This is a genomic window from Kribbella sancticallisti (assembly GCF_039530625.1).
Lineage (GTDB): Bacteria > Actinomycetota > Actinomycetes > Propionibacteriales > Kribbellaceae > Kribbella > Kribbella sancticallisti.
Genome location: NZ_BAAAOS010000064.1, coordinates 1 through 25,333, shown reverse-complemented (window position 1 = coordinate 25,333; position 25,333 = coordinate 1). Strand labels below are relative to the sequence as shown.

Here is a 25,333-nt window from a genome sequence, read left to right as displayed (position 1 = left end):
GTAATGGGGTGTCGGGGTGACACCTGGGAGGAGAGGACTGGTCCATGAACCTTCGTGCCTGGGGGTCGGCCACGCTGGCGACCATGTTGTTCATCGGGCTGGTCCCGTCCGTCGCCTCGGCGGACGAGCCCAGCACCACACCGACGCCGGCCGAGACACCGGCCGAGACACCGTCGGTGACGCCGCCACCGACTCCGCCAGCGACTCCGACGCCAACCCCGACACCCACGCCGAGGGTCACCGCGGCAATGCTGCCGATCTCACTGGATCAGCCGGCCGCGACGTGGGAGGACCGCCCGATCACCTTCACCGGCAGGATCGGCACCGGCCTGGTCAACTCGTACGTGACGCTGTGGCAGAACCTGTCCACCGGCTGGGTGATGAGAGCAGCGACCCGCACGGTCACCGGCGGTGTCTACAAGTTCAACTACGTCCTGCCCAGTCCGGGACAGGCCACCTTCCGGGTGATCATCGGCAACATCTTCCCCAGCGCGGTCGGCAACACGGTTGACCGCACGGTCACGGTACTCGACCGCACGCTGGTGATGAACAAGCCCGCCGCCTCCTACATCGTGCTGACCGGTGTGAAGATGACGGGTCGCCTGACCCCACCGGAGCCCGGCGCCAAACTCGTCGGCCTGCAGGACCGGTACGGCGGCAAGTGGCGCACGCTGACGAGCGCGTGGATCGCGGCGAACGGGACGTTCGCAGTACCGGTGCCGGACAACCTGCCCGCCACCAAGACCGTCCGGGTGGTGACGCTCGGCGGCGCGTCCACCGCGGTCGAGGCGTCGGGGTACGCGGTGATCACGATCAAGGCGCTGCTGAACGCGAAGGTGTCCGGGATCTCGCCCGCGTCCATCAACAAGACCTACCGGCCGGGCTGCCCGGTCAAGCCGGCCCAGCTGCGCTACATCACCTTGAATTATTGGGGTTTCGACGGTCTCGTGCACCGCGGCGAACTGGTGGTCCGCGACGCGGCCGTGTCGAAGATGCTCACCGTCTGGACCGCCACCTTCAACGCGAAGTTCCCGATCCGGCGGATGCAGCGGGTCGACATGTTCGGTGGCAGCGACATCAGGGCGATGGCTGCCGACAACACCTCGGTCTTCAACTGCCGCCAGGTGACGGGCAACCCGTACGCCCTGTCGCCGCACTCGTACGGCTATGCGATCGACATCAACACCGTCGAGAACCCGTATCTCGCGGCGAACAACGTGTGGTATCCGTCGAACGGCCTGGCCTACCGCAACCGCAGCATCGTCCGCCCCGGCATGCTGTTCACCACGAGCGTGCCCACCCGCGCACTGCGGAACCAGGGGTACTTCTGGGGTGCCGGCTGGCGCAAGCCCGACTACCAGCACTTCCAGCCGAAGTGAGAACCGCACTGGCGGTCGCTGCGGCGCTAGTACTGCTGGTTGGCTGCGACTCGAGTCCGAGTGCCGCACCTGCCGCTACTCCGACACCAACACCAACCACCAGCACTGCGTCGCCCACGGACGCCGCGCAACCTCCGGAGCTGCCGGAGCAGGCAACCGCACCTCCACCGGCGGCTGCTGGTCCGGTGTCGGCCAAGAACCTCCCGGCGCCTGCCAAGCTCGGCGCCGGCTGGAAGACCTTCACGGATCCAGGGGGAGCTGAGGAGGGCTTCCTCGGCAACGAGACCTGGATCCGCCGGCGGGACGCGCACCAGGCTGCCTTCGAGGCCCTGCCCATCGGTTGCTCGAACCCACTGCCCACCGGCTCGCTGCCCGTACCCGAGCACGCCCTGCAGGGCACCTACCGCACAGGCTCCGGCCAACCCGCCACTGTCCTCGTACTGCGCTTCGCCGACGCCGCGAAGGCCTCGGGGTACTACGGCGGCTACCAGTCGCGGATGAAGGGCTGTGGAGTCAAGGGCAGCCTTAAGGTGGAGGAGCTCTGGTCCGAAAAGCAGGCGGCCGCCTCCGTCCGGTCTTACGAGGATGCCGAGTCGTATGTGGAGGTCTCGGTGGCTCGGGGCTCTACCGTGGCCTTGTTGGCCCAGGTCTCGGCCGCGCCTGACCGGGAGACCAGCTGGACGCGGAGCGTCGTACCGGCGCTTCAGGCTGTGATCGATTCGCCGTAAAGATGTACTACCTTTCAGTATTTGCAGCCCTTAAACTCCAGGCATGGGCGACTTCGACAGGTATGGGCGACTCACGGCCGGGCTCGAGCCGCCGTACGCGGTGGTCGACCTGGCCGCGTTCCGCCGCAACGCCGACGATCTGGTCCGGCGGGCACAGGGGACGCCGATCCGGGTGGCGTCGAAGTCGGTGCGCTGCCGGGCGTTGATTGCCGCCGCGCTGGAGCGGCCCGGATTCCACGGCGTGATGAGCTACTCGTTGCCCGAGGCGTTGTGGCTGGCCCGCAACGGCGTTGACGACATCCTGATGGGTTATCCGACCATTCACCGTGGGGCTCTGCGCGAGTTGGCCGCAGATGCCGAAGCCGCGTCCCGGATCACCCTGATGGTCGACGACTTCGAGCACCTCGCGCTGATCAAGGCAGCGGCCGGCGATGGTGAGCGGATCCGGGTCTGCCTCGACGTGGACGCCTCGCTTCGCCTCTTCGGGCAGCACCTCGGCGTCCGCCGCTCCCCGCTGCGAACGCCCGAGCAGGCGCTCACGCTGGCTCGCCAGGTGGTCGCCGACGACTCGTTCGAGCTCGTCGGCGTGATGTTCTACGAGGCTCAGATCGCCGGCCTGCCGGACACCTCACCGGCGGTCCGGCTGGTGAAGCGGCTGTCGGCCAACGAGCTTTCCGACCGCCGCGGCCTGGTCGTCGACGCGGTCAAGCAGGTCGCCCCGCTGCGGCTGGTGAACTCCGGGGGCACCGGCAGCATCGAGTTCAGCAGCGCCGACCCGGCCGTCACCGAGGTGACCGCGGGCTCCGGCCTCTACGGCCCGACGCTGTTCGACAAGTACGACGTCTTCCAGCCCGAGCACGCCGTCGCCTACGCGCTCGGGGTCGTCCGCCGCCCGATGCCGCGGATCGCGACCCTCTTCGGCGGCGGGTACGTCGCCTCCGGTCCGGCCAAGAAGTCCCGGCTGCCCGCGCCGGCCTGGCCCGCCGGTCTGCAGTTGCTCGGCACCGAGGGCGCGGGCGAGGTGCAGACCCCGGTGCGAGGAGAAGCGGCGCGCGGGCTGCGGATCGGCGACCGGGTCTGGATGCGCTACGCCAAGGCGGGCGAGATGCTGGAACGCTTCGACGTGCTGCACGCGATCGACGGCGACGAGTTGACCGAGCTCGTCAGCTACCGGGGTGAGGGGAAGAACTTCGGATGAGCACCTGGCGCAACTGGGCCGGCACCGAGTCGGCGACCGGTGTGGAGGTCCTGCGGCCGCGGTCGGTCGACGAGGTCGTGGCGGCGGTGAAGACGGCCGCCGAACAGGGCAAGAAGCTCAAGGCGGTCGGCTCGGGCCACTCGTTCACCGGGTGCTCGGTGCCCGAGCAGGTGATGGTCCGGCTCGACGGGCTCGCCTCGATCACCGCTGCGGACCAGGCGTCGGGCCGCGTCACGCTGGGCGCGGGCACCGGACTAGCCAAGCTGAACGCAGGGCTGGCCTCGTTCGACCTGGCGATGGCGAACCTCGGCGACATCGACAAGCAGACGATCTCCGGTGCGATCTCCACCGGCACCCACGGAACCGGCGCCAAGCTCGGCGGCCTCGCCACCCAGGTCGTCGGGCTCGAACTCGTCACCGCCGACGGCTCGGTGTTGCAGTGCTCGGCCGAGGAGAACCCGGACGTGTTCCACGCGGCCCGGGTGTCGGTCGGCGCGCTCGGCGTGATCACTTCGCTGACGCTGCAGACCGTGCCGGCCTTCCTGCTCCGGGCGCAGGAGATGCCGCTGCCGCTGGCCGAGGTGCTCGGCGGGTTCGATGAACTTGCCGATGGCAACGATCACTTCGAGTTCTACTGGTTCCCGCATACCGAGGTCGCGCTGACCAAGCGGAACAACCGGGTCGCGGCCGGGGTCGGCGCGTCCCCGGTCGGGCGTGTTCGTGGCTGGGTCGACGACGAACTGCTGTCCAACCGGGTCTTCGAGGTAACCAACCGGTTGGCTGCCCGCAGGCCGGGGTTGGTGCCGCGGATCAACCGGCTCGCTTCCAAGGCGTTGTCGGCCCGCGAGTACGTCGATTCGTCGTACAAGGTGTTCTGCTCGGAGCGCAACGTGGTCTTCCGCGAGTCGGAGTACGCCGTACCGCGGGAGCACGTGGTCGAGGTGGTCCAGCAGTTGCGGGCCTGGATCGACCGGTCGGGTGAGCGGTTCCCGTTCCCGATCGAGGTCCGGGTGGCGGCCGCCGACGACATCTGGCTGTCCACCGCGCACGGCCGCGACACCGGCTACATCGCGATCCACCAGTACCACCGGCTCGACCACGGCCGGTACTTCGACGCGTTCGAGCAGATCGTCGGCGCCTTCGGCGGCCGCCCGCACTGGGGCAAGTTGCACACGCTGGGCGCCGAGCAGTTCCGCGAGCGGTATCCGCGCTTCGACGACTTCCTCGCCGTCCGCGACCGCCTCGATCCCCAGCGCACGTTCACCAACCCCTACACCCGCCAGGTCTTCGGCACCTGAACCCGGCGCCTGCTCCCACCCCGCTCACCAATCTCTACACCCGCCAGGTCTTCGGCACCTGAACCCGGCGCCTGCTCCCACCCCCGCTCACATCGCCACCCGCCCCGCCGCGCTCACCTTCCCTCGCCCCACACTCGAGCGCTTCCGCCTTCCTTCACTGAGCAGGAAATGTGTTCGGGCTGGACCATCCGGCGTCGTAGCCTGCCTGCATGACTGCACCTGAGCCGTTCGAAGCGCTGCCCGAGGACTGGTCCAAGGCTCTCGCGCTGGTGGCCCACCCCGACGATCTCGAGTTCGGCGCAGCCGCCGCCGTCGCGCGCTGGACCGCGCAGGGCAAGGAGATCATCTACTGCCTGCTCACCTCCGGCGAGGCGGGCATCGACGGCATCCCACCGGCCGAGTCCGGCCCGCTGCGGGAGGCGGAGCAGATCGAGTCGGCCCGGATCGTCGGCGTCTCCGTGGTCGAGTTCCTCGGCCAGCCGGACGGCACCATCGAGTACGGCGTACCGCTGCGCCGGCTGATCGCCGAGGTGGTCCGGCGGCACCAGCCCGAGATCGTCATCACGAACAACTTCCGCGACACCTGGGACGGCGACGTCATGCTCAACCAGGCCGACCACATGAACACCGGCCGGGCCACCCTGGACGCGGTCCGCGACGCCGCCAACCGGTGGATCTTCCCCGACGTCGGCGAACGCTGGAACGGCGTCCGCCAGGTCTGGGCGGGCGGCTCCCCGAACGGCAAGCACGCCGTCGACATCACCGACACGTTCCAGTTGGGCGTCGACTCACTCAAGGCGCACAAGGCCTACATCGACGGACTGAACTGGCCCCACTTCGACCCCGCCGAATTCCTCGAAGGCCTCTCCCGCAGCACCGGCAGCCGGCTCGGCACCACCTTCGCGGCACCGTTCGAGGTCTTCACCCCCTGACTTCTCAGTCGCGCGGGATGTCGAGCGCGGCGTTCAGGTGGGGTGGTGTGGGCAGCGGGTTACGGGGTTCGCGGTCGCCGCCGAGGTCGGGCCCGGGTGGGTTGTTGGGGCCCACCCAGGAGCGGACCAGGGTGGGTCCGTTGCGCGAGAGGCGCAGCAGATCGATCTGGTGAACGCTGGCGGCGGGTATGCCTAGCTGAGCGAGACTGCGGTTGGCCATCAAGGCGGCTTCGTCGTGCTTGCGAGGCCTGAGGCTGCTCTGCAGGACGATCGCGACCTTGCCGTCGGGCAGATCCTCGATCCGCTGCAGCCGCATGCCCTTGTCGAGTTTGCCGCAGCCGAGAGCGAGGTCGAGGTAGGCGGAGTCGGAGAGACGTCGGTCAACAGACGCCCGAGCAATCACTTCGTAGCGAGCCATACCCCGATCATGCTCTGCCCCACCAAGCTTTTCCAGGCAGGATCGTTCGACGCCAAAAGGCAACCTCAAGTGGCAGGTGCCCCTCGAGGTTGTCTTGCTGAAGTTTCGGGGCCCGGCATGCGAGCAAGCTCGCGGGTCTGGCCGGGGGGTGCCGTGCCTGGGGGAGACGCCGGGTGCCGGGTTAAGGCCGCGAGGTGCGGGGTTAGCTGACCAGGCCGAGGGTTTGGTTGGCGTCGGCCAGGACTGCGGGGGAAGCCAGGGACTGCCAGCGGGGGGACTTGTTCCTGGAGGAAAGGGCGGAGTTTCGGCTCGAGCTTCGGGGCGTGGTCGAGGACGTCGAGTTCGTTGACGATGGTGAGGTCGACGAAGTCGCGGAGTTCCTCGGCGTTCAGTTCCTCCGAGGTGCCGGTGAAGCGATCGGTCACCGTGTTGTGCTCGGCGAGGTCGCGCCAGGTGGTCTCGCGGTCGCAGGAGCCGTAGCGGTAGACGAGCAGTTCCGCCTCCGGGCCGATCACGGCCTCCAGGACGGGGCGTTCCTGCTGCCAGTCGAACAGGTGGGTCGGAAAACCATCGGTCCCGTACGCCGCGTGCGCGAGCCCGGCGAGCACCAGCGTTTCCGACGCGCCGAGAGCCCGGAGCCGCTTGGCGACTCGGTGCAGGTGCACGTACAACGTGCCGCCCGCGTGGTCCAGTTCGTCCGCACCGCGCACCAGCAGCAGCGATCCCAGGTCTTCGAATGTGCTCATCTGACCTCTTCTGTGAGGAGCGGTCAGGGCCCAGCAGGACCGGCCCAGGGGAACACGGTACGACGCGCGGTACTGCCTCGCCCAGCAATGCGGCGTGCCGGATCGGTCACACTGCGTTCGACCGCAGGTCACCGATCCGGCACCTCCTCAACACCAACTCCCGCCGGCCGCACACCGGACGCCCCCAGGCGTACCCCAGCAGAAGCCCACCAGCCACTCCCTGAAGCGGCCGGCGAGAACAACCTCAGCCCTCCGGCTGAGGCAACACAGGTATTGCTAGACAGGAACGGAGCTTCCGGCCAGGACGTCAGGTGGTGGGCCGCTTTAACCACGGATCTGCGAGCTTGCTCGCGTGCTCAGGTGAAGACGGTGGATAAGCCAGAAGACGTCTACCGGGTTCTAGGACTGTCGTTCCAGAGCGAGTGTCAGTCGTCCAGCTCGGCCAGGGCCTTGCGGGCGGCTTCCAGTTCGGCCTCGAGGGCGGCGACCTTGGCGGCCTGCTGCTCGCGGGCGGCGTCGATGACCTCGTCGATCGGGCCGGAGAGGTCCTCGTGCAGTTCTTTGGCCGCGCGGGAGACGGCCGCGGCGGCGACCAGCAGGTTCTTCGCGATGTAGCTGTTGCCCTGCTTCAGCTCGGCCTTCCACTCGCCGTCGGCGGTGCCGGTGACGGTCAGGGTGAGCTCGAGGGTCTTGGTCTTCTTCGGTGCGGCCTTCTTGGCCGGTGCGCGCTTCGGCTTCTCCTCGGCGACCACGGGCGCCGGCTCGGCCGGAGCGTTGGCGGCGGCCGAGGTGTCGGAGCCCGCGGAGGCGTCCGAGTCACTCACCGAGGCGTCAGTGCCTGACGCGGCAGGCGAAGTGATGCCGGCAGCAGAACTGTCGACCGCCTCGCCGGGAGTGTCGTCGACGTCGGTCTGAGCTTCTACTGCAAAAGTGTCTACAGTCATCGTTGCGGCGATCTCCCTGAGTGACATTCGTCCCCGCCGAAGCGGGCTGGCGCTGAGAGTGTATTAGAACACATGTTCGACCCCCAGCGCCAATCGCCACGCCGCTACCGCCGAAGGATCAGGCGGTGTGCTCCTTGCGATCGCCCGACCAGTCGAGGTGGAACGAACCCTCGCGGTCGACCCGGTGATAGGTGTGCGCCCCGAACAGGTCGCGCAGTCCCTGGATGAGTGCCGCGGGCAACCGCTCCGCCCGCAGTCCGTCGTAGTACGAGAGCGCCGCGGAGAAGCCCGGCGCCGGTACGCCGGCCGTGGCAGCCGTCGCGACCACCCGACGCCACGCGTCCTGGCCGTTGCCGACGGCGTCCTTGAAGTAGTCGTCCACCAGCAGCGACGGCAGGTCGGCGTTGCGGTCGTAGGCCTCCTTGATCCGGTCCAGGAAGCGGGCCCGGATGATGCAGCCACCGCGCCAGATCGTCGCCATCGCGCCGAGGTCGATGTTCCAGTCGTACTGCTCGCTGGCCGCGCGGATCGCGTCGAAGCCTTGCGCGTAGGCGACCAGTTTCGACGAGTAGAGCGCGTGCCGGACGTCCTCGATGAAGGCGTCCCGGTCGACGTCGACCTTCGCCTCCGACGGCCCGGGCAGTACGCCGGCCGCCGCCTCGCGCCTCACGACGTCGCCGGACAGCGAGCGGGCGAACACGGCCTCGGCCATCCCGCTGACCGGGATGCCCAGGTCGAGCGCGACCTGCACGGTCCAGCGCCCGGTGCCCTTCTGCTCGGCCTGGTCGAGCACCACGTCCACGAACGGTCCCTGGGTGGACTCGTCGACCTGGCTGAGCACCTCCGCGGTGATCTCGATCAGGAACGACTCCAGGTCGCCGGTGTTCCACTCGCGGAACACGTCGGCGATCTCGGGCGCGCTGAGGCCGAGCACGTGCCGGAGCAGGTCGTAGGCCTCGGCGATCAGTTGCATGTCGGCGTACTCGATGCCGTTGTGCAGCATCTTCACGAAGTGGCCGGCGCCGTCGGGGCCGACGTGCACGCAGCACGACTCGCCGTTCACGTGCGCTGCGATCTTGGTCAGCATCGGCTCGAGCGCCGCGTACGACTCCGGCGAACCGCCCGGCATGATGCTCGGGCCGTTGAGGGCGCCCTCCTCGCCACCGGAGACGCCGGCGCCGACGAAGTGCAGGCCCTTGGCCTTCAGGGCGTCCTCGCGCCGGCGGGTGTCGGCGAAGTGCGCGTTGCCGGCGTCGACGACGATGTCGCCCTCGTCCAGCAGTGGCACCAGTTCGTCGATCACCGCGTCGGTCGGCTCGCCGGCCTTGACCATGACGATGATCCTGCGCGGCTGCTCCAGGGCGGCGACCAGGGCGGGCAGGTCGGCGGCGGGGGTGAACTCGCCCTCGTCGCCGAACTCCTTGATCAGCGCGTCCGTACGGGCCTGCGACCGGTTGTGGACGGCGACGCGGAACCCGTTCCGCGCCAGGTTCCGGGCCAGGTTGCGGCCCATCACCGCGAGTCCGGTGACGGCGATCTGGGCTGGTGCAGAACTCATGAAGTCTCCTGCTGGTGAGGTGCTGGAAGTCTGAGTGCGAGACCAGTCTGTCGCCCGTGGCAACCCGGCGGTCTATCGGGTGCCAACCCGTGGACGGGCGGTTCGATTCCGGTCCGACCACTTTTGCTCGCCGCCGCGCGTAATAGCAGATCCTGCGCACCAACCAAAAGGTTTCGAGCTCTTCTCAAGCGCAGGGATCGGATGGTAGAAACCTGAGAAATCGATTTCCCAGATCGTGAGGTCCGCCCATGACCAGATCACTGCGTCGCGCCGCCGGGGTTCTCCTCGGCGCAGTCCTCGTTCTTCCGCTGGCCTTGCAGCCCGCCTCGGCAGCCCGTACTGCGCCTGCCGCGACGGGTGGCAACGGCCCGGTGGTGGGGTGGGACGTCTACCGGCACCTCGACCGGCTGCCCGAACTCCCGACCGGCGTCCGGAGCAAGCAGTTCTCCAGTTTCGGCCGCGACGGCACCAACAACGACGGCTTCGACGGCAAGTACTCCTGCTTGCGCATCTCGCCCGCCGGCTGCGTCATCGCCGAAGACGCGGGCCCGGGCGAGATCGCGTCGATCTGGTTCACCCGCGACAACGGGGACGTGACCAAGACCGGCACCATCACCGTCGAGGTCGACGGCAAGAAGGTCGTCGACACGAGCCTGCAGGACGTCGTCGACGGCAAGCTCGGCTCGCCCTTCGTCTATCCGCTGGTCGCCAACGCGCTCGAGACCAGTGGCGGCGTCTACATCCGCGTGCCGATGCCGTACCAGAAGTCCATGCGGGTGACCGTCCAGAACAACCCGTACTTCTACCACGTCAACTACCGCGAGTTCCCCGACGCGAGCGGCATCAAGACCTTCGACCCGTCGGACCGGGCCGAGGACGTCGTCGCCCTGCTGAAGTCGTCCGGCACGAAGGACCCGAAACCCGTCGCGCCCAACGCCAAGACGACGGCCAAGGTGGTGGACCTTGCCCCTGGCAAACAACTGACGCTGGCCGACACCTACGGCCCCGGTGAGATCAGCGCGCTGCGGCTGAAGCTGCCGCAGATCGTCGGACTCGACCTGAAGTCCTTCACCGACGACGGCCGGGCCTTCACCGGCGGCAGCCGGTTCACCGTGGAGGTCGACCCGGCCAACACCGGCGTCAAGCTGATCCGCCGGATGGACCTGCGGATCGGCAACCAGCGGGCGAAGGTCTTCGTCGACGGCGTCCAGGCCGGCGAGTGGGCACCGCTGCCGGCCCAGGGCGCGCAGTGGGTCGACCAGGTCGTGGAGCTTCCGGCGAGCGTGACCGCGGGCAAGTCGCAGCTCGAGATCCGCAACGAGTTCGTCTCCTCCGACCTCGACTTCAACGAGTTCACCTACTGGGTGGACTCGATGGTCGGCGGCACCGCCCAGCGGACCGACACCCTTGACGTCGGACCCGACCACGTCGCCGACGAGCAGGCCCACACCTACTCGATCACCAAGCAGGCCTGGCAGGGCGCCCACTCGATGCCGTACGCCGCGACGGCCGAGGACGCGGCCAGGGTGAAGCCGTCGGACGCCCTGCTCGCAGGGGTTCGCGTCCAGGTCACGGTGGACGGCAAGAAGCGCGTAGACGCCCCGATCGGCGAATACTTCGGCTCCGGCCTGGGCGAGAACGACGTCCGCTCGCTCTTCTTCGCGATGGAGCCGAACGGCTGGTACTCCGCCTGGTGGCCGATGCCGTACCTCGCCCGAGCCACCGTCACCCTGGTGAACACCTCGCAGTACAAGCTGTCGGGTGGTCAGGCGGAGGTCACCTCGGCGCAGGACGCCAAGGTGGCGGCCGAGTTGGTCACCGGCAAGAGCGGCTACTTCACCGCCATCTCCCACCGCGGTGAGCCGGTCATGGGCAAGGACTGGATGATCGCCGAGGCCACCGGGCGCGGCAAGTTCGTCGGCGTCTCGCAGACGATGGAGGGTCTGCAGCCCGACGGCAACACCCGCGGCTACCTCGAAGGCGACGAGCGCGTGTACGTCGACGGCGAGCGCACCCCGGCGATCCATGGCACCGGCACGGAGGACTACTACGAGTCCGGCTGGTACTTCAACCAGGGCACCTACTCCACGCCGTTCCACGGCAACTCCGGCCACGAGGTCCAGGCCGGCGAGTGCAGGTACGAGTGCGACAGCGCGTTCCGCTTGCACGTCACCGACGCGATCGACTTCCAGAACCAGCTCACCTTCGGCATCGAGCACGGCCAGCAGAACGACCACCCGGCCGTCTACGGCTCGACCGCCTACCTGTACTCCGCCGGCAAGTTCGGCGCCCGGGAGACCGACCGGATCGACACCGGCTCCGCCCAGAGCAGGCAGCAGCACGCGTACTCCGACGGCTCGGCGACCCAGACCGACCTGACCAGCGTGTACGAGGGCGACCATGACGACACCGTGCTCACCGACCAGGTCCGGGCGGGAACGCAGCCGATCAAGTTCACCGTGCAGGTGGACCCGGTCAACCGCGGCGTGACGCTGCGCCGGACGAGCGACCAGAACGTCGCGGGGCAGTCCGCGAAGGTGATTGTCAACGGCAAGGACGCGGGCCTCTGGTTGCAGCCGCTCGGCAACGATCGGCAGCGCTGGCTCGACGACAACTACCAGTTGCCACCGGCTCTCACTTTCGGCAAGACCGACCTGACCATCGAGTTGCAGCCGACCGGCACCGCGAGCTGGACCGCGGCGAGCTACGTGATCCAGTCCTCGGTCATCCCGTACTCCGACCGGCAGGCTCCCGGGCAGGTCCAGAACCTCACGGCGACGGGCCGAACCGACAACGCGATCGCGCTCAGCTGGTCCGACACGCCCGACGACAGCGGCATCGAGAAGTACAACGTCTACGCGGCCAAGGCGGGTACGGCCGAGAAGCTGGTCGGCAGCAGCTTCACCCCGGGCTTCGTGCACAAGGGGATCGGGCTGCACGAGACCTGGACGTACCGGGTCGCCGCGGTGGATCTCGCCGGGCACGAGGGCGCCAAGTCCGCCGCCGCTGAGGCGACCTCGGGCAACACGTTCCGGGTCGAGGGTGAGTCGCTGCTCCCGGTCGTGTCGTCGACCGTGCCGGTGGACCCGCAGGGCAACTGCTGTGGAGTGAGCTGGTCGGGTGGTGCCCAGTTGTGGATCCACGGCTCGAAGGCCGGCGACAAGGTGGTGCTGGAGTTCACCGTTCCGACCGCGGGGACCTATCGCCTGTCGACCGTGCTGACCAAGGCAGCCGACTACGGGATCGCCGACCTCAGTGTCGACGGCACCAAGCTGGCTTCGTTCGACGGGTACGTGGCGGCCGGGGTGACCACGCAGGAGGTTGACCTCGGCAACGTCACTCTCGCGGCCGGCAAGCATCAGCTCGCGGTCGACCTGACCGGTAAGAACGCCGCCGCGACCGGCTACCTGGTCGGCCTCGACCTGCTTGATCTGGAGCTCAACTGATGAAGAAGCTCATCGCAGCACTGGCAGGTCTGATACTGGCTGCTGTGCCGCTGCAGGCCGCTGCTGCCGGACACGTGAAGAGCGTGCCCTTCGTCAAGGTCGACAAAGTCGTGGCCGCCGGCACCTTTGCCAAGGTGTACGACCCGAGCGTCGGCGAGACCAGCCCGTGGTACTACAACGACCACACACTGATCCAGGATCGCCAGACCGGCACCTGGCACGTCTTCGCGATCACGCACGCCGAGCCGGCGAACCCGCTCGACGAGAAGAGCTTCGGCCACGCCACCGCGCCCACCCCGAACGGGCCATGGACGAAGCAGGCGCCCGCCCTGTTCGCGGATTCCGCCGCCGGCGAGAGCCACATCTGGGCGCCGTACGTGATGTACGACGCGGGCACCTACTACATGTTCTATGCCGGCGGGACCGCCGACCACACGGCGTACAAGATGCAGCTCGCCACCTCGACCGACCTGGTGCACTGGACCAGGGACGCGGCCAACCCGTTGTTCACCGACGGGTTCGACGGGCGGGATCCGATGGTCCACAAGGTGGGCGACCAGTGGGTGATGTACTACACCGCCAACTCGACGCCGGGCGGCGGCAACCACATCGTTGCCTATCGCACCAGTCCGGATCTGCGGAACTGGAGTGAGCGCCGGATTGCGTTCCAGCACCCGCAGGCGGGGACCTTCGGCGGGCCGACCGAGTCGCCGTTCGTCGTCCAGCGCGGCTCGGACTGGTATCTGTTCGTCTGCTGCGACGGCGGCTACGAGAGCACCAAGGTCTACAAGAGCAGCGACCCGCTGAACTTCACCGTCGACCAACTGGTCGGCACGATCTCGGCGCACGCGGCCGAGGTCGTGCAGGACGGCAGCAACTGGTACGTGACCGGCGCGGGCTGGGGTAAGGGTGGCCTGTTCATCGCGCCGCTGGACTTCGCCAAGCTTCAGATCACGAAGGGGCGGGTGATCAGCACGAAGTACTACAAGGCGACCGTGCAGACCGCGCCCAGGTCGGCGCTGACCTCGCTCGAGGTCGACCCGTCCGGGAACGCGCAGTACCGGCCGGCGCTTGACTCGTCGTCGAGATCGACGGCGCCCTATCTGGCGGTCGGCACCTTCGGGGTGACGGACACAGCCGGAGCCGCCGGGCAGGTGCGAGCGCGGGGTGCGAGTCTCCAGCTGAACCGCATCCCGTTCGGCGACGAGGGCGTCACCGCGGACTGGTCATTCAGCTTCGGTCCGCGGATGTTCGACACCACCCTGCGCTGGACGGTGGAAAACACCACGGCGCCGGTGTGGGAGGTCGCGCTGAACGTCGACTCGGCGCTGGCGGACCAGGGCGATCCCGGTGGGTTCGGGCGCAACGGGGACGTCGCCGGGCTGCCCGACTGGTCGATGGCGACCGGCTCCGGGCTGAGCATGGTGACCGCCTACCGGAGCGGATCCGCCTGGGCGACCGACAACCACTGGTACGACGCGCCGAACGGAGCCGTCGCCTGGCAGCCGCTGTGGCAGCCCGGTGGACGGGCCTGGCCGGCCGGCTCGTACGACGGGGGAACCTGGCGGTTCGGGTTCTCCGGCACCGAACGGGACACCACCTTCGCCGACCAGTTGGCCTCAGAACTCAACTAACCTCGGAGAGGTGACGACACTTGCCCTCGAGCCCCGCAAGACCGCGCTGGTTCTGATCGACCTGATGCCACGGATCATCGCGCTGGAGACGGCGCCGCTGTCCGGGCGGGTGGTGGTGGAGCGCTGCGCCGCCCTCGCCAAGGCCACCCGGTCGGTCGGAGGACTGGTCGTCAACGTCCGGGTCGAGCGCCCGGGCGTCGACGTCCAGCCCGAGGGGAGCGGCCTGGCTCCGGAACTCGATCCGGAGCCAGGTGACATCGAGATCGTCAAGCGCACCGTGGGCGCTTTCCATCAGACCGGCCTCGACGACGTACTGCGCTCGCGGGGCATCGAGACCGTCGTCCTGGGTGGGATCGCCACCAACTTCGGCGTCGAGTCGACCGGCCGGGCCGCGGACGAGCACGGCTACAACACCGTCTTCGTCACCGACGCGATGACCGGTCTGGACGGCCCCGCGCACGAGTTCGCGGTCAGCTACATCTTTCCGCGCTTCGGCACCGTCTGCACCGGCACCGAGTACGTCGCCGCGCTCGGCCCGCACGAACGCTAGCCCGCCCGAACCCCAGCCCGCACGATTGCTAGGGAGTGTGGGTATCCAGATATCTGAGCCGCCGGCGAATCGCTTCCGAGACCTCGGGGAGCAGATCGTTGGCGTGCTGGTTGAGCTGCCAGTTCTGGTCCGACGCCCGGTCGACAGCGGCCCGGCAGTCACGCATCCAGGTCTCGGCGCTCTGCTCGGCGGCGCGCGGCAGGGAGGCGTACATCGCGGCCAGGCTGAGCAGCACGCTGTCGCCGAGCACTCGGTCCGACAGGTCCATACCGGTCATCGCCTGGTACTCCGCGATGAACGGCGCCAGCACGGCCAGCGCGCGCGTCCGAGGGCTGCGGGACAGCCAGAACAGCCGGACCCGATCCAATATCTGGTTCACGTGCGACCTCCTCAGCAACCTCTAGGACGCTACCTGGTCACCCGCACGCCTCGATAGCAAGTCGACCCTTAGTCAGACGGCCAACCGGCCACCGTCGAGCCACCTCCGCAGCCTGGCGAACTGATCAGCGGAACAACGCGGCGTTCTCCCGGGCCCACTCCTGGAGCGTGCGCGGCGGGTGCCCGGTGACCTCGGCGACGGTCGGGGTGACGGTGGTTTCGTCGACGATGCCGTCGCCGAAGAAGCTCTCGATCGCCGCCGCGTACTGCGGGGGCATCGCGGCGAGCAGGTCGTCGTGGGATTCGGTCCGGCTCATCTCGTAAGGCTGCGGCGAGCGGCCGATCGCCTCGCCGAGGATCGCCAGTTGTTCCGCCGGCTTCAACGCGACGGGCCCGCTCAGCCGGTACGCCGACCCCGCGTGCCCTTCCTCCGTCAGCGCGGCCACCGCCACGTCCGCGATGTCCGCCGGGTGGATCGTCGAGATCGGCACCTCCGGGAACTGCAGCCGGACGACGCCGCCGGCGCGAAGCTGGTCGAGCCAGCGGAGCGTGTTCGACATGAACGTGTTCGGCCGCAGGAAGGTCCACGCCAACCCGGAATCCCGTACTGCGCTCTCCGCGGCCAGGTGGTACCGCGCGATCGCGTTCTCCGTGTCCGCGCTGTCCACCGAGCTGCTCGACAGCAGGGTGATCCGCTCGACCCCGGCCCGGACGGCGTTCGCGAGCAGCTCCTCCGTCCGGTCGTATCCGCTCAGCAGGAAGATCCCGGTGACCCCGTCGAGCGAGTCCACGAAGGTGTCCGGCTGGTTCAGATCACCGACAACCTGTTCCACCCCCGCCGGCAGCTCCACCTGACGGCGTACGAGCGCCTTTGTCGGAACACCCTTGGCCGCGAGCGCACGAACCACCGCACCGCCCGCGTTCCCCGTCGTACCGGTGACCAGAATCGTCATCGCCGCCCCCTCATGTAGTCGACCAGTTCCGCGTTCCCCGCGACGGGTTCTCCGTGCGGTCCGGCGAGCATGTCTTCCAGTCCCGCGCGAAGCCCGTACCCGTTGGTGCGCGCCCACTCGAGCACCGGCCAGGCCCACTCGTTCTCGCCGTGCACCACCAGTTCGAAGTCGTCCGGGAGCTCGGCGAGCGTCGCTTGGGCTGCTGCAACCCCATCAGCCCCGGGCGATATTCCCGGCAACGCCTCGACCAGCACCCGCACCACCGGGCCGCGCCAGGTGAGGAACTTCCGCGCCGCCGCTGGAGTGAACAGCCCGGCCTCGACCCCGATGCCTCGCTCGACCAGCAGATCGGCGACCCGCTCGGCGCCTTCCTCGTGCCAGTTCAAGCTGGCGAAGTCGGGCCCGGCCTGCCACTCAGCGAGAAGCGACAACCGCTCGGACAGGTCCGGAACGATCTCCTGCCGCGTCGCGACCCCGAGCGCGAGATCCGGGCAGCGCTCCCGTACGGCGGCGACCGCCGGCTCCACGTCGGACCAGGCCAGGCTCTCCCGTCCGTCCGGACCCCGCGGGTGGAAATGCACCGCGACCGCGCCTGCCGCAGCGGCGTCGTACGCGGCGATGGCGAGCTCCTCCGGCGTCACCGGTACCGCGGGGTGGTCGGCGCGCGAGCGGTCGCCGTTCAAGCAGGCCTTGAGTATCGGTTCCATCAGCCGCCAGCCTGCCAGACCAGGGGGTGAACCGAAGTCCTGGTTTCAGGCGTATAGCTGGTCTAGCGCGAAGGGAACCAGCCATGAGGGAAACGGACTTGGCCCGGGTCGATCCGGGCAACGCAGAGCAACTGCGGGCGTGGGACACCGCCGAGGGCGTGTTCTGGGCCGAAGAGGCAGAGCTGTTCGAGCACGCACTGCACCGGTACGACGACTGGCTGCTCCGGGCAGCCGGGATCCAGGATGGAGACCAGGTGCTCGACCTGGGCTGTGGCTCCTTCCAGAACATCGGCCGAGCGACCAAGCCGGGCGGCCGACTGGCCTTGCTCAGTTGGCGGGCACCACAGCACAACGAATGGTTCACGGCGCTGACCACCGCCCTGGCCGCCGGTCGCGAACTGCCCACACCGCCACCGGGCGCACCCAGTCCCTTCGCCCAGGCCGATCCGGAACGCGTGACCCGCGTGCTCGTCGAAGCGGGTTTCGCCATACCGGAGTTCGAACCGCTCACCGAGCCCATGTACTTCGGTCCCGACGTCCCCACCGCGCAACGGTTCGTACTCGGCGTGCTCGGCTGGCTCCTCACACCGTTGGACAAAGCAACCAAAGCGCTCGCTCTCGAAGCACTGCGGGCGGATCTGCAAGCTCATTTGACACCCGACGGCGTCGCCTATTCATCGTCAGCCTGGCTGATCACCTCTAGGTGTTCCTGAGCCGATATAGGTGGGTTTTACCGATTCGGTGCAGGTGTCCGGATCTCTACAACAGAGGTATAATCCACAGAACAAATTCCGACGGCTGGCGACGATCGCCGGAGCCGTCCTGGTGTCCGCCGGGCTGCTGCTCGGCTCGGCCTCGACCGCCGACGCGCACCTGAAGCCCGGCAAGGTCGTGAAGATTGAGCAGTTGCCCGACAGCCTGACGTTGCCGGGCTCGGCCCGGGCGCACCGGCTGCACTACACCTCGACCGGTTACGACGGCCGCCCGACGATCGTGTCGGGCACCGTCTTCGTTCCGCCGGGCATGGCCCCGCACGGCGGCTGGCCAGTACTCAGCTGGGCGCACGGCACGGTCGGCATCGCGGACGGATGCGCCAACTCGTTCGCCGGCCGCTCGCAGCGTGATATCGACTACCTGACCAGCTGGCTCGCGGCCGGCTACGCGATCGTTGCCTCCGACTACGAAGGCTTCGGTACGCCGGGCATCCACCCGTACCTGAACGGCAGGTCCGAGGCGTACGGCCTGATCGATGTGGTCCGGGCGGCCCGGCAGGTCGACAGGTCGCTCGGCCGCAAGTGGATCGCGTCCGGCCAGTCCCAGGGTGCGCAGGCCGTGCTGTTCGCAGGCGACCTGCAGCGCAAGTACGCGCCTGAGCTGGACTACCGCGGCACAATCTCGACTGCGCCGATCTCCCAGTGGCGGATGACGTTCAACGCGGTACGGCCGTTCACTCCGGACACTGCGGCGAATCCGTTCATCGTCCTGATCCTGGGTGGGTTGAAGGCGTCCCACCCGAAGAGCTTCGACCCGGGACGCTACCTGACGGCCTTCGGCAAAGAGCTCTACCAGAAGGCCCTGAGCACCGACTGCTACACCTCAATCGCCACCTTGGCAGCAGGGAAGAAGAGCCAGGACCTGTACTCCGTCGACGACGCCGAAGCTGAGGAGATGCTTCGGTTGCTGGAGAAGGACGCGGAGATCCCGGTGCGGGAGCACGAGCAGCCGATCTTCCTGGCTCAGGGCACTGCCGACACCGTGGTCTTCGCCCCGGCGACGACGGTGACCGCCGAGCAACTCCGTGCTGTGGGCAACGATCTTCGACTGGCCATCTATCCGGGGGCCGATCACAACGCGCTGATGGGCGCTGCGAAGGCCGACATCCTCGCCTGGGCGGCGGAGCGGATGCGGTAAGAGAGCACGACAGCAACCTCAAGGGGCGGTGTCCCTTGAGGTAGCTGTCTATTCGGCGATTGCTGCGCGGAGTTCGTTGGCCGGGTCGCCCTCGTGGTAGATGCGCTCGCTGGGCTCGATGTTGTCCAGGAAGCGCTGGTAGGTGATGGCGCCCAGCAGCCTGGCGATCACGGTCATCGGTTCGAGAGCACGAAGTGGCCGGCTGCCTGGTAGATGCTTCTGCCAGGCGGTGGACCAGGCCTCGACCGCGACGTCCTTCTTCTCCGCCGGCAACCAGTTGCGCAGTCGCTGGATGTCGGTCGCCGGGTGGCCGAGATAGCTGTCGGCCCAGTCCACGATCAGCCGGTTCGTGCCGTCGGAGCGCCAGTTGCCGGGATGGAAATCCCCATGCACCAAGGTGTTCGGCAGCCCCGCTGACTCCAACTCCTCGATGATGCCGGGCAGCGCGTCCCGCAGTACGTGGGCCTTGGTGAGTTCTTCGGCAGACAGTTGCTCGCCGGCTTCTCCAGCCAGTAACGCGTCCAGCTCCGCCGGCAGATCCCGCGGCAGCATCTTCGGCGTTCGCAGTTCTTCCCCGGCAATGCCAGCCTGTACTGCGACCCACCGGCTGACCACGTCCTGCACGGTCGGCAGATCCGGTTCCCAGCAGTCGATGCCGGGCGCGTGTGCGAGCAGGGACCACCGGTTCTCCAGGTCGACACCGAGTACGGCCGGCGCGAGGGCGGCGTCGTACGAGCGGACGTGCTCGATGATGTCCGCGTCCACACTGCAGAAGCGGCTGGTCGCCTTGGCCCAGGCGCCTCCTTCGTCAGTGGGGAAGCGGATCAGGCACGAGAGGTTCCACGTCTTCACCTGGGTCGGGGTCCCATGGCCGACGATGCCGGAGGACCAGTCGACCAAGCGTTGCGGGCCATCGACCTCGGCCCAGGACGAGCGCAGCGGGTGAGGCTTGATGACCTCGGCCCAGCGCGCATCCGGCGTCGGGTCGAGCACGCCTGCCCGCGGCTCGGCGGCGGCCTGGACGTGATACACGACCCGGCCGCCTCTCATCGTCTCCGTGCTGTCGGTCCGGACCAGCCGCAGTACGAACGTCGGCACCCCGAGCACCTCGTCCAGGTGCCGGGTCACCGCCTCGATCTCTGACCACCAAGGCCGATCAGCCTCGAACGGCGGCAACTTCCCGACATACCGATCACCGACACTGACCAACGCTTCCACGCTTTTCGTCTCCACCCAGCCAGTCTGAGGTCCGGCCCGACCGCGGCCAACCGGGTTTCGAGCTGTTGGGTAGTCGCGGGCCAAAGAAAGGTAGGTCAGGACCGAGTGGGGACGATCTGGTGGAAGGTACGCGGCCCCGATCGAAGAGTGATCGGCTTGGTCAACGGAACCGACTCGTCGGCGGCCAGGGCCCTCCGGCTGTCGATGGAGACCGCTCCTTGCTGGATCAGTCGACGGAGTTCGGAGTTGCTGCTCTGCGGGCGGGCAGCCCGTAACAGTTGCAACACCGTTGACGTGCCGGCGCGGATCTGTACTTCGGGGAGGTCTGCCGGCTCCGCCCGATGGGTGAACTGGTCGATGAACGCGGCTCGTTCGATCTTGGCCGAGTTGGCGCCGTGGTACCGCGTCACCACCGCCGAGGCGAGCCGGAGTTTGGCGTCGCGAGCGGGTGGACCCCCTTGCGCTGCTGCGTCGCCCAGGGCGGCGACCGCGTCCAGCGGAAGTTCGGTGTAGACGCGGGCGTACTGCTCGACGAGGGAGTCGGGCAGGCTCATCAGCTTGCCGAACTTGTCCCGTGGGGTGTCGGTCAGCGCGATGTAGTTCTTCAGCGACTTGGACTGCTTGGCGCCGCCGTCGATGCCGGGCGTGATCGTGGTGGTGATCACGACCTGCGGAACACCTCCGAGGCGTTGCTGGAAGTGCCGGCCGAGTTGCTCGTTGAACAACTGGTCCGAGCCGACGATGGTGAGATCGCTGTCCAGCGCGAAGCTGTCGTAGCCCTGCAGGACCGGGTAGACCAGCTCGTGCAGGGCGATCTCCCGGCCCGCGGCGATGCGCTCGCGGAACAGGTCCCGCGCCGTCAACTGGGCCTGGGTGACCCGGCTGAACAACCCGAGCAGCGTGGCCACGTCCATCCGGTCGTACCACTCGGAGTTGCGGCGGACCTCGAACACGGCGGGGTCGGTTCGCAGTACGAGCGAGACCTGGGTCAGGAAGGACGCCGCGTTGGCGTCGATCTCGGCCGGGGTGAGCACCGGGCGGGTCTCGGACCGGCCGGTCGGGTCACCGATCCGGGTGGTCAGGTCGCCGAGCAGGAAGACGACCTTGTGGCCGAGATCCTGCAACTGGCGCATCATCCACAGATTGACGGCGTGCCCGAGGTGAAGGTCGGGCGCGGTGCAGTCGACGCCGTACTTGATCCGCAGCGGCCGGCCGGACGCCAGCCGTTCGGCCAGGTCGGCCTCGCCGATGATGGTGTCGGTGGTTCGTCGTAATCGCTCGATTGTCGCGTCGGTCATCGGGTACCCCTCGGGAGTTGACAGGCGAGAGGCACCAGGTCAGCGCCTCCGGCAACGGAAAGAGGCAGGAACCACGACGGGTTCCTGCCTCGGAGGCTCTGGGGTGGAGCGGAGAACTACAGCAGGCCGGCTCGTCCCAGAGCCGGTGGATACTGCGTGCTGCGCTTCATCACCCACTCAGGCTAACAGCTCCGAGCTCGACCAAGTACCGGGTTAGTTCCAGCCGCTGAGACATGAACGCGGCCGACTCGTCGGTGACGGGCTCGGCCAGAATCCCCAGCGGGACGGACAGAAACGCGTTGCGCAGCACCAGCGAACCGTCCAAGCCCGCCCGTACGTCGTCCACGCCGACGTTCGCGCGTCCCTCGGAGACCAGGCCGGCGTGGTACCGCTCGACCACCAGTTCGCGCAGCTCGGCCAGTTCCTCGACACCGAGCTGACCGGAGTGCGCGCGGCCGATCAGCAGTTGGCCGAGATCGTCGCCGGCGGCGACCAGGCCGCTCAGTGTCCAGTCGATCGCGACGAAGCCGTCGGGGTCGTCGGCCGGGATCAGCAGGTTCTGCGGACAGGCGTCGCCGTGGCTCATCAGCTGAGGTCGCTGCGCGAGGTCGTCCAGCAGGGCCGGCAGCCCCGAGACCAGGCCGGCCAGCTCCTGGCGAAGCCCCGAACCAGCCAGCAGCGGATGGTCCCAGACCGACTCGTCCAGCAACGGCCGGATCGCGAAGCGTTCGACGAAACCGGCATGCATCAGCCGGGTGAGCTTGCCAGGCGTGCGGATCGCCGCAGCCAGGAGCGCGTCGTTCCGGGTGAGCCGGGCGCTCAGCTTGCCGAGGAGTTCCGCGGCGCGGCCGTACCGCTCGTGGTCCCAGTCGTCCGCGGCCGGCTGGACGTCCTCCAGGAACATCACCAGGTGGTCGTCGTCGAGCATTTCGACGCTGTGGAGTTTCGGCAGACGCAGGCCCGAAGGCAGCGAGTAGGCGAGTCCGTCGAGATACACGTCCGCCTCGTAGCGCCACAGGTCCGTACTGGTCGCCAGTTCGCGGAACTCATCCGTGAGCAGGTCTAGCATCGGCCACTGATGGTAGGAGCTGAGCACCTTCACGAACACCGGATCCCGCTGGCCATCGAATCGGACCCGGAACAGCCCGGCTGTGGTGGGCGAGCTCACGTCATAGTGAACCTCCTCCAGGTTCCATCCCCAGCCCGGGCCGAACAGGTCGGTCAACCGGTCGATCAGGTGGTCCTTCACTGCTGGATCCATCGCGCCTCCTTCGTCATGGCACCTTTCTAGGTGGCCGCGTGGGTGGGCGGCATCGGTAGCCGTTGCCTATCTCTGCCAGCGGCTAGGCTCGGCGGGTGGAGACGGAGAAGGTGATCCTGGTCGACGAGGCCGGCCGGGCGGTCGGTACTGAGGACAAGGCGTCGGTACATCACGCCGCGACGCCGTTGCACCTCGCGTTCTCCAGCTACGTCTTCGACGAGCAGGGCCGGCTGCTGCTGACTCAGCGCGCTTTCGGCAAACGCACTTGGCCAGGCGTCTGGACGAACAGTTGCTGCGGCCACCCGCTGCCCGGCGAACGGCTCGACGACGCGGTCCGGCGCCGCCTGTCCGACGAGCTCGGTCTCACCGCGACCACCGTCGAGCTCGTACTCCCGGCCTTCCGGTACCGCGCGGAGATGCCCGACGGTGTGATCGAGAACGAGCTGTGCCCGGTGTTCCGGGTCACCTGCGCGGGTGATCCGGTGCCGGACCCGGCCGAGGTGGCGGCGTACGAATGGGTGGCGTGGCAGGACGTCGCAGTACGGGGTGAGCTTTCGCCTTGGTGTCTGCTGCAGTTGGCGGAGCTGAAGGATCTCGGCCCAGCGCCCGCGGACTGGCCGGTCGCGGATCCTGGCTTGTTGCCACCCGCTGCCCAATTGGGCAGCGCTGGGCAGGTTGATAGGTAGGGCTTACCGATGCCCGGCGCCCCCGTTCACCCGAACTCTGGAGAGGAGACCAGAGGAAGGGTGAGAAATGACACCGGGGGACGCACAGTCTTTGGGGGCACGGTTCCAGCGCGGCGATGATTCCGCGCTGGGGGAGATGTACCAGCGGTACGCGGGGCCGATGTTCGTGACAGCGGTCAGCCTGCTGGGGGACCGGGAGCAGGCGGCCGACGCGGTCCAGCGCGCGTTCGTCCAGGCCTGGCGGGCGGCGGACGGCTTCGATCCACGGCGTGAGCTGAAGCCGTGGCTGTACGCCATCACTCGCAGGGCCGCCGTGGACGTCTACCGCCGGGAACGCCGCAACGCCGGCAACGTATCGCTGCAGGTCGTCCGGGAGGTGGCCGACGACGGCCCGTCGATGGATCGCATCTGGCGTTCCTGGCAGGTCCGCGAAGCTCTCGACCAGTTGCCGCCCGGCGAGCGCAAGGTGCTGGAGCTCGCCTACTACCGCGGCTACTCCCAGAGCGAGATCGCCACCGAGCTCGACCTGCCACTGGGCACGGTCAAGAGCCGTACGTCGCGAGCGCAGCGCCGCCTGGCCGACCTCCTACCCCACCTCCGCGAGGCCGCCCACGCGGTCGCGAGCTGAAGACGGAGCCGTTCGTCAGCTGAGTTCTCTGAGCAGGTCGGGTCCGGTCATTTCCCTCGAGCGGCCGGACTCGACCGCACGGATCAACTCCACCCAGTTTGGCGTTCACCGGCGCCTGCCGGCCGAGGGAATCGGCCAGCCGGACGACCTCGCCGTTCAGATAGTCGATCTCCGTACGCCGGCCCGCCTGCAGGTCCTCCCACATCGACGTGCGGGCGTGCGGGTCGATCGCCAGCATCTTGCTCGCGAGTCGCTTGAACAGAAAATCCGGTAGCCGCAGCAGCATCGGCAGTCGATGGGCCGGGAGCGCGGTCACCTGGGCCGGGGTGATGCCGGCTGCCTTCAGTAGATCGAGCGTCTCGGACTGAGCCGCGGCCAGGCACTGCCGGTAGGCGCGTTGGGCGAGTTCGTCGCGCAGCGGCAGGTTCGAGAGGGCGTTGATCGGGTTGTTCAGGTTGAGCAGCAGCTTCGCCCACTGGACCGGGAGGATCTCGTCGTGCTGCTTCAGCGGCAGACCGGCGCGGGCGAAGTCCTCCAAGTACGGCTGGACGGCGGGGTTCGTCTGGACGTCGAGAGCACCTTCGGTGCCCTGGTGGAAGGCCCCGCTGCCACGGTTCAGCACGCTGAACGGGACCATCCCGGTGATGACGGTCTGGTCGGGCAGGCGATTCAGGAGCATCTCGCCGTTGCGGATGCCGTTCTGGAAGCTGACGACGGTCGCGCCGGGTTTGAGGACCTGCGCGAGCTCGTCCGCGGCTGCTTCGGTGCCGGCGGACTTGACCGTGACGAGCACGAGGTCTGCCTCGGCGGCAGCCGCCGGAGTGGTCTCGTAGCGAATCCGCTCCGCTGGCACCCGGAGATCCGCGCCGAGATAGTCGGTCAGGTGCAGGCCATGCTCGGCCAGTTCACCGGCCAGCGGCTGCCGCCCGACGAAGACCACCTCAGCCCCAGCGGCGACCAGCCGGCCACCGATATAGCACCCGATCCCACCCGCGCCATAAACAGCAATCGTCACGAGCCGCACCTCCTCATCCGCTCATCCAAGCGCAGCTCAGTCTCCCCCGAGGAGGAGGTCGGCCATGGTCTGGCCGTGCCACTGCTCGTACCGGTCCCAGCCCCAGGCGCGGGTGTACACCAGGCGGTAGGCCAGGTCGGAGGAGTTCAGTGACCAAAGGATCTCCGTCGCGGTCTGGACGTCGAGGCCGGGCTTCAGGCCGAACCTGGTCGCGACGTGCTCAGCCATCATCCGGCTGCCGATCTCGAGTTGGGCCTCCGTGGTCTCGAGGTGCTCGGTCAGGTCGGCATCGCCGGTGGCGACCACCACGTCTCGGCGATTCTCACCCGGCTGGGCGTCTCCTCCCGGCGCGAGGTCGGAGCGGCCGTGCGCAGCCGCTCCGCCGTCGCCTAGTACTACAGCCGGAGTTCGTGATGTGCGGCGTGGGGGCGTGACGAGGCGCGGCCA

General features: G+C 68.3%; 23 protein-coding genes and 1 pseudogene. 12 read left to right on the top strand and 12 right to left on the bottom strand.

The window, feature by feature from the left end; all coding sequences use genetic code 11:
* Window positions 1-44: 44 nt before the first annotated feature.
* From ABD255_RS39630 to ABD255_RS39610, 5 genes are all read left to right on the top strand, one after another.
* On the top strand, window positions 45-1,379 hold the full coding sequence (locus ABD255_RS39630; RefSeq protein ID WP_344221975.1) for a M15 family metallopeptidase: 1,335 nt from the start codon (window positions 45-47) through the stop codon (window positions 1,377-1,379).
* Window positions 1,376-2,107 carry a hypothetical protein gene (locus tag ABD255_RS39625; RefSeq protein WP_344221974.1) on the top strand — a complete coding sequence of 244 codons (732 nt, stop codon included), beginning with the start codon at window positions 1,376-1,378 and terminating at the stop codon, window positions 2,105-2,107. Before ABD255_RS39630 ends, ABD255_RS39625 begins: the two co-directional genes overlap by 4 nt.
* A 43-nt stretch (window positions 2,108-2,150) precedes the next feature.
* Window positions 2,151-3,305 carry an amino acid deaminase/aldolase gene (locus tag ABD255_RS39620; RefSeq protein ID WP_344221973.1) on the top strand — a complete coding sequence of 385 codons (1,155 nt, stop codon included), beginning with the start codon at window positions 2,151-2,153 and terminating at the stop codon, window positions 3,303-3,305.
* A complete protein-coding gene (locus ABD255_RS39615) occupies window positions 3,302-4,603 on the top strand; it encodes a D-arabinono-1,4-lactone oxidase (protein WP_344221972.1) in 1,302 nt (433 codons plus the stop codon). The genes ABD255_RS39620 and ABD255_RS39615 overlap by 4 nt, the downstream gene beginning before the upstream one ends.
* Before the next feature lie 209 nt (window positions 4,604-4,812).
* A complete protein-coding gene (locus ABD255_RS39610; RefSeq protein ID WP_344221971.1) occupies window positions 4,813-5,535 on the top strand; it encodes a PIG-L deacetylase family protein in 723 nt (240 codons plus the stop codon).
* Window positions 5,536-5,539: 4 nt separating this feature from the next.
* On the opposite strand, the gene ABD255_RS39605 is transcribed toward ABD255_RS39610, so the two are convergent.
* The 4 genes from ABD255_RS39605 to gndA form a co-directional block, all read right to left on the bottom strand.
* Window positions 5,540-5,953 carry a hypothetical protein gene (locus ABD255_RS39605; protein ID WP_344221970.1) on the bottom strand — a complete coding sequence of 138 codons (414 nt, stop codon included), beginning with the start codon at window positions 5,951-5,953 and terminating at the stop codon, window positions 5,540-5,542.
* Window positions 5,954-6,018: 65 nt separating this feature from the next.
* Complete coding sequence (locus tag ABD255_RS39600; protein WP_344221969.1) at window positions 6,019-6,699, bottom strand: DUF6817 domain-containing protein; 681 nt, start codon at window positions 6,697-6,699, stop codon at window positions 6,019-6,021.
* Window positions 6,700-7,124: 425 nt separating this feature from the next.
* The gene (locus ABD255_RS39595; RefSeq protein WP_344221968.1) at window positions 7,125-7,643 is read right to left on the bottom strand and encodes a DUF6319 family protein; all 519 of its coding nucleotides are present in this window, start codon (window positions 7,641-7,643) and stop codon (window positions 7,125-7,127) included.
* A gap of 118 nt (window positions 7,644-7,761) precedes the next feature.
* Complete coding sequence (gndA, locus tag ABD255_RS39590) at window positions 7,762-9,201, bottom strand: NADP-dependent phosphogluconate dehydrogenase (protein WP_344221967.1); 1,440 nt, start codon at window positions 9,199-9,201, stop codon at window positions 7,762-7,764.
* A 248-nt stretch (window positions 9,202-9,449) separates the two neighbouring features.
* Here gndA and ABD255_RS39585 point away from each other — a divergent pair, with 248 nt between their 5' ends.
* From ABD255_RS39585 to ABD255_RS39575, 3 genes are read left to right on the top strand one after another with little or no spacing between them, the layout of a single operon-like run.
* Window positions 9,450-12,647: a DUF2961 domain-containing protein gene (locus tag ABD255_RS39585; protein WP_344221966.1), complete on the top strand. Its 3,198-nt coding sequence runs from the start codon at window positions 9,450-9,452 to the stop codon at window positions 12,645-12,647.
* Window positions 12,647-14,281 carry a glycoside hydrolase family protein gene (locus tag ABD255_RS39580; protein ID WP_344221965.1) on the top strand — a complete coding sequence of 545 codons (1,635 nt, stop codon included), beginning with the start codon at window positions 12,647-12,649 and terminating at the stop codon, window positions 14,279-14,281. Before ABD255_RS39585 ends, ABD255_RS39580 begins: the two co-directional genes overlap by 1 nt.
* A 10-nt stretch (window positions 14,282-14,291) precedes the next feature.
* Entirely contained in the window at window positions 14,292-14,831 is a 540-nt protein-coding gene (locus ABD255_RS39575) for an isochorismatase family protein (protein WP_344221964.1), read from the top strand.
* Between the two features lie 28 nt (window positions 14,832-14,859).
* On the opposite strand, the gene ABD255_RS39570 is transcribed toward ABD255_RS39575, so the two are convergent.
* The 3 genes from ABD255_RS39570 to ABD255_RS39560 form a co-directional block, all read right to left on the bottom strand.
* On the bottom strand, window positions 14,860-15,210 hold the full coding sequence (locus tag ABD255_RS39570) for a hypothetical protein (protein ID WP_344221963.1): 351 nt from the start codon (window positions 15,208-15,210) through the stop codon (window positions 14,860-14,862).
* Between the two features lie 124 nt (window positions 15,211-15,334).
* Complete coding sequence (locus tag ABD255_RS39565; protein ID WP_344221962.1) at window positions 15,335-16,162, bottom strand: NAD(P)H-binding protein; 828 nt, start codon at window positions 16,160-16,162, stop codon at window positions 15,335-15,337.
* On the bottom strand, window positions 16,159-16,869 hold the full coding sequence (locus ABD255_RS39560; RefSeq protein ID WP_344221961.1) for a 3-keto-5-aminohexanoate cleavage protein: 711 nt from the start codon (window positions 16,867-16,869) through the stop codon (window positions 16,159-16,161). The genes ABD255_RS39565 and ABD255_RS39560 overlap by 4 nt, the downstream gene beginning before the upstream one ends.
* Window positions 16,870-16,952: 83 nt before the next feature.
* Between ABD255_RS39560 and ABD255_RS39555 the strand changes: the two genes are divergently transcribed.
* Window positions 16,953-17,582, top strand: coding sequence for a class I SAM-dependent methyltransferase (locus ABD255_RS39555; RefSeq protein WP_344221960.1), 630 nt, complete (start codon window positions 16,953-16,955; stop codon window positions 17,580-17,582).
* Window positions 17,583-17,694: 112 nt separating this feature from the next.
* Entirely contained in the window at window positions 17,695-18,780 is a 1,086-nt protein-coding gene (locus ABD255_RS39550; RefSeq protein WP_344221959.1) for a lipase family protein, read from the top strand.
* A gap of 48 nt (window positions 18,781-18,828) precedes the next feature.
* Here the strand turns inward: ABD255_RS39550 and ABD255_RS39545 are convergent, their stop codons facing one another.
* From ABD255_RS39545 to ABD255_RS39535, 3 genes are all read right to left on the bottom strand, one after another.
* Entirely contained in the window at window positions 18,829-20,013 is a 1,185-nt protein-coding gene (locus ABD255_RS39545; protein WP_344221958.1) for an aminoglycoside phosphotransferase family protein, read from the bottom strand.
* Between the two features lie 80 nt (window positions 20,014-20,093).
* Window positions 20,094-21,296, bottom strand: coding sequence for a tyrosine--tRNA ligase (tyrS, locus tag ABD255_RS39540; protein ID WP_344221957.1), 1,203 nt, complete (start codon window positions 21,294-21,296; stop codon window positions 20,094-20,096).
* A gap of 169 nt (window positions 21,297-21,465) precedes the next feature.
* On the bottom strand, window positions 21,466-22,557 hold the full coding sequence (locus tag ABD255_RS39535; RefSeq protein ID WP_344221956.1) for a phosphotransferase: 1,092 nt from the start codon (window positions 22,555-22,557) through the stop codon (window positions 21,466-21,468).
* Between the two features lie 95 nt (window positions 22,558-22,652).
* Between ABD255_RS39535 and idi the strand changes: the two genes are divergently transcribed.
* Window positions 22,653-23,243: an isopentenyl-diphosphate Delta-isomerase gene (idi, locus tag ABD255_RS39530; RefSeq protein ID WP_344221955.1), complete on the top strand. Its 591-nt coding sequence runs from the start codon at window positions 22,653-22,655 to the stop codon at window positions 23,241-23,243.
* A 67-nt stretch (window positions 23,244-23,310) separates the two neighbouring features.
* The gene (locus tag ABD255_RS39525) at window positions 23,311-23,871 is read left to right on the top strand and encodes an RNA polymerase sigma factor (protein ID WP_344221954.1); all 561 of its coding nucleotides are present in this window, start codon (window positions 23,311-23,313) and stop codon (window positions 23,869-23,871) included.
* Here ABD255_RS39525 and ABD255_RS39520 read toward each other — a convergent pair.
* A complete protein-coding gene (locus ABD255_RS39520) occupies window positions 23,786-24,886 on the bottom strand; it encodes a 2-dehydropantoate 2-reductase (RefSeq protein WP_344221953.1) in 1,101 nt (366 codons plus the stop codon). The two genes, ABD255_RS39525 and ABD255_RS39520, sit on opposite strands and share 86 nt — an antisense overlap.
* A 36-nt stretch (window positions 24,887-24,922) precedes the next feature.
* Window positions 24,923-25,333 (bottom strand): annotated as a pseudogene (locus ABD255_RS39515) (hypothetical protein); the annotation flags it as partial.

Bases quoted from the DNA above. Each gene is read 5' to 3' on its own strand.
- ABD255_RS39535 (WP_344221956.1), bottom strand. From the start codon at position 22,557: ATGGATCCAGCAGTGAAGGACCACCTGATCGACCGGTTGACCGACCTG.
- tyrS (WP_344221957.1), bottom strand. From the start codon at position 21,296: ATGACCGACGCGACAATCGAGCGATTACGACGAACCACCGACACCATC.
- ABD255_RS39560 (WP_344221961.1), bottom strand. From the start codon at position 16,869: ATGGAACCGATACTCAAGGCCTGCTTGAACGGCGACCGCTCGCGCGCC.
- ABD255_RS39605 (WP_344221970.1), bottom strand. From the start codon at position 5,953: ATGGCTCGCTACGAAGTGATTGCTCGGGCGTCTGTTGACCGACGTCTC.
- ABD255_RS39630 (WP_344221975.1), top strand. From the start codon at position 45: ATGAACCTTCGTGCCTGGGGGTCGGCCACGCTGGCGACCATGTTGTTC.
- ABD255_RS39600 (WP_344221969.1), bottom strand. From the start codon at position 6,699: ATGAGCACATTCGAAGACCTGGGATCGCTGCTGCTGGTGCGCGGTGCG.
- ABD255_RS39595 (WP_344221968.1), bottom strand. From the start codon at position 7,643: ATGACTGTAGACACTTTTGCAGTAGAAGCTCAGACCGACGTCGACGAC.
- ABD255_RS39620 (WP_344221973.1), top strand. From the start codon at position 2,151: ATGGGCGACTTCGACAGGTATGGGCGACTCACGGCCGGGCTCGAGCCG.
- ABD255_RS39580 (WP_344221965.1), top strand. From the start codon at position 12,647: ATGAAGAAGCTCATCGCAGCACTGGCAGGTCTGATACTGGCTGCTGTG.
- ABD255_RS39555 (WP_344221960.1), top strand. From the start codon at position 16,953: ATGAGGGAAACGGACTTGGCCCGGGTCGATCCGGGCAACGCAGAGCAA.
- gndA (WP_344221967.1), bottom strand. From the start codon at position 9,201: ATGAGTTCTGCACCAGCCCAGATCGCCGTCACCGGACTCGCGGTGATG.
- ABD255_RS39565 (WP_344221962.1), bottom strand. From the start codon at position 16,162: ATGACGATTCTGGTCACCGGTACGACGGGGAACGCGGGCGGTGCGGTG.
- ABD255_RS39525 (WP_344221954.1), top strand. From the start codon at position 23,311: ATGACACCGGGGGACGCACAGTCTTTGGGGGCACGGTTCCAGCGCGGC.
- ABD255_RS39585 (WP_344221966.1), top strand. From the start codon at position 9,450: ATGACCAGATCACTGCGTCGCGCCGCCGGGGTTCTCCTCGGCGCAGTC.
- ABD255_RS39615 (WP_344221972.1), top strand. From the start codon at position 3,302: ATGAGCACCTGGCGCAACTGGGCCGGCACCGAGTCGGCGACCGGTGTG.
- ABD255_RS39610 (WP_344221971.1), top strand. From the start codon at position 4,813: ATGACTGCACCTGAGCCGTTCGAAGCGCTGCCCGAGGACTGGTCCAAG.